Below are 2,789 nucleotides of genomic sequence, written 5' to 3' on the forward strand. Positions count from 1 at the left end.
CCCGCACGACAGCTCGATGCCGCCCCACGATGCGGTGCGGTCGGTGTCATCCGAGAGGTCCTCGCCGGCGACCCGGTCAGGGAGGGCTGCCACCAGCTCGGCGCACGCGGCCGCGTCGCCGTCGGAGAGGGCAGGCAGGTCCGCAGAGCAACCGGCGAGCAGCAGGAGGCAGGGCACAGCGACGCCCCGCGTCCAGACGGACACGGGGCGTCGGCGAGTCAGGCTCAGATGTGGACGACGGGGCACGTCAGCGTGCGCGTGATGCCGTCGAGGTTCTGCACCTTGGAGACGACCAGCTTGCCGAGCTTGTCGACGTTGCGGGCCTCGGCACGCACGATCACGTCGTAGGGGCCCGTGACGTCCTCGGCGAGCGTGACGCCCTTGACCTGGGCAATGGCCTTGGCGACGTCGGCGGCCTTGCCGACGTCGGTCTGGATCAGGATGTAGGCCTGGACGACCATCGTGGGACTCCTCGGTGTCGATCGAAGTGGTGCCTTTGCGTGTGCGAGCGCCAACCTACCGTGAGCGCCGTCACTTCTCGATAGGTGCCCGGCCCCGGGCTCACGAGCCCCGATCGGGTCTGATGGGCCGCATGGCATTCCCCCCGGACGCGACCCTGGCCGACGCCGGCGAATTCGGCCTGATCGAGGCCTTCACCGCGCTCTTCGAGCAGGGCGAGCACGTGCTGCTCGGGCCGGGCGACGACGCCGCGGTGCTGCGGATCCGCACGGGGCACGTCGTCGTCTCCACCGACCTGATGGTCGAGGGCCGGCACTTCCGCCGCGACTGGGCCAGCGCCGAGGACGTCGGTCATCGCGCCGCGGCGCAGAACCTCTCGGACATCAATGCCATGGGCGGCGCTGCCCACTCGCTCACCATCGGCCTGGGCGCGCCCGCCGACCTGCCGGTGCAGTGGGCGCTCGACTTCGCCCGCGGCTTCGCGGCCGAGTGCGCGAGCGTCGGGGCGAGCGTCGTCGGTGGCGACCTGACCCGGGCAGGGGAGATCGTGATCGCCGTGACCGCCATCGGTGCGTGCACGCAGGCGCCCGTCGTGCGCTCGGGCGCGGTGGCGGGCGACGTGCTCGCCCTCACCGGTCGTCAGGGCTGGGCAGCTGGCGGGCTGGCCGTGCTCGGCCGCGGCTTCCGCTCGCCGCGCGTGCTCGTCGAGGCCTATCGCCGGCCCCAGCCGCCGTACGCCGCGGGCAGGCTCGCCGCCGAAGCCGGCGCCACCTCCATGATCGACATCTCCGACGGGCTGCTTGCCGAGGCGCGCCACCTGGCCGAGGAGAGCGGAGTCGCGATCGACGTACGACGCAAGGCGTTCGACCTCGCCGAGCCGCTGGTCGCCGTGGGAGCCGCGCTCGGCGTCGAACCGCTTCAGTTCGTGCTCGGCGGCGGCGACGACCACGCGCTGCTGGCGACCTTCCCGAGTGCTGCGGGCGTGCCCGAGGGCTGGCAGGTCATCGGTACGGTGAGCGAGGGTGAGGGCGTGACCGTCGACGGCGGCGCCTACGAGGGTCCCACCGGGTGGACCCACTTCTAGGCGGTTCATCGCTCGATTTCACCCATCCCGGCGGTTCGGATACTCTTGTGCGGTTGCTCGCTGGCCGTTCTCGGCCCTGGCGGGCCGATCGTTCTCGAATGACCAACGAATCTTCAGGAGTACACGGTGGCTGCCGTCTGTGACATCTGCGCCAAGAAGCCCGGCTTCGGCAACAACCGACCCTGGTCGCGCAAGATTACGAAGCGTCGCTTCGACCCGAACATCCAGCGCGTGCGCGCCACCGTCAACGGTTCGCCCAAGCGTCTGAACGTCTGCACCGGCTGCCTCAAGGCCGGCAAGGTCACGCGCTGACCTGACGCACCGTCGCAACAGGCCCCGAGAGCACCGCTCTCGGGGCCTGTTCGTCATCCATGTCGGTGCCCGGGGCTAACCTGTGCCCTTCGACGCACACGTCCGCGAAAGGGTGCCAGCGATGGAGACCGTGCCGAGCGGCATCTCGACGGCTGCCCTGGCGCGTTTCGTGGAGATCGCCACCGACGCGCTCTCGCAGGCGCGCGAGGAGATCGACGCCCTCAACGTCTATCCCGTGCCCGACGGCGACACCGGCACCAACATGTTCCTGACGATCTCGGCGGCTCGCGACGCGATCGTGCAGGCGGTGGCCGAGAACCCCGATCTCGATCAGGTCGACGCCATGCGGGTCCTGTCCCGCGGCGCGCTGCTCGGCGCTCGCGGCAACTCAGGCGTCATCCTCAGCCAGATGCTCGGGGCGTATGTCGCCCGGCTGGCCGAGGGGACCCACGACGTCCGCAACGCCGTCGTGGCCGCGGAGGCCATGCAGCGGGCGACCGATGCGTCGTACGCCGCTGTCGGTGACCCCGTCGAGGGCACCATCCTCACGGTGGCGCGCGCTGCCTCCGACGCGGCCATGGCGCGGGCCGACGTGGCCGGCGCCCGTGCCCGCGACGTGTTCACCGCCGCCGCCGCAGCGGCCCGCGAGGCGCTGTCTCGCACCCCGACCCAGCTCAAGGCCCTGGCCGACGCCGGCGTCGTGGATGCCGGCGGACGCGGGCTGTGCGTCGTCCTGGACGCCGCCGAGACCGTCTCCTCCGGTCGTCGCCCGCCGCCGCCGCCCACCGGTGTGCACCGCATCCCGGTGCCGCTCCACGCCCTGACGGGCGACGGCGCCGACCTCACCCCCGAGGGCCCCTCCTACGAGGTGATGTATCTCCTCGACGCCGAGGACACCGCGATCGCGGCGCTGAAGAAGGCGCTGGCCGGTCTC

The 2,789-nt window shown here is 71.7% G+C and carries 4 protein-coding genes; 3 read left to right on the top strand and 1 reads right to left on the bottom strand.

Annotation, left to right across the window (positions count from 1 at the left end; translation table 11 throughout):
- Positions 1-224: 224 nt before the first annotated feature.
- A complete protein-coding gene (locus RMO85_RS18775) occupies positions 225-461 on the bottom strand; it encodes an Lrp/AsnC ligand binding domain-containing protein (protein WP_310530240.1) in 237 nt (78 codons plus the stop codon).
- Positions 462-592: 131 nt separating this feature from the next.
- On the opposite strand from RMO85_RS18775, the gene RMO85_RS18780 reads away from it, so the two are divergent.
- The 3 genes from RMO85_RS18780 to RMO85_RS18790 all read left to right on the top strand — a co-directional run.
- Entirely contained in the window at positions 593-1,543 is a 951-nt protein-coding gene (locus RMO85_RS18780) for a thiamine-phosphate kinase (protein WP_310530241.1), read from the top strand.
- Between the two features lie 126 nt (positions 1,544-1,669).
- Positions 1,670-1,855, top strand: coding sequence for a 50S ribosomal protein L28 (gene rpmB, locus RMO85_RS18785; protein ID WP_310530242.1), 186 nt, complete (start codon positions 1,670-1,672; stop codon positions 1,853-1,855).
- Positions 1,856-1,976: 121 nt separating this feature from the next.
- On the top strand, positions 1,977-2,789 hold an 813-nt coding region (locus RMO85_RS18790; RefSeq protein ID WP_310530243.1), incomplete at its 3' end, for a DAK2 domain-containing protein.

Source organism: Nocardioides sp., from assembly GCF_031422975.1.
GTDB lineage: Bacteria > Actinomycetota > Actinomycetes > Propionibacteriales > Nocardioidaceae > Nocardioides.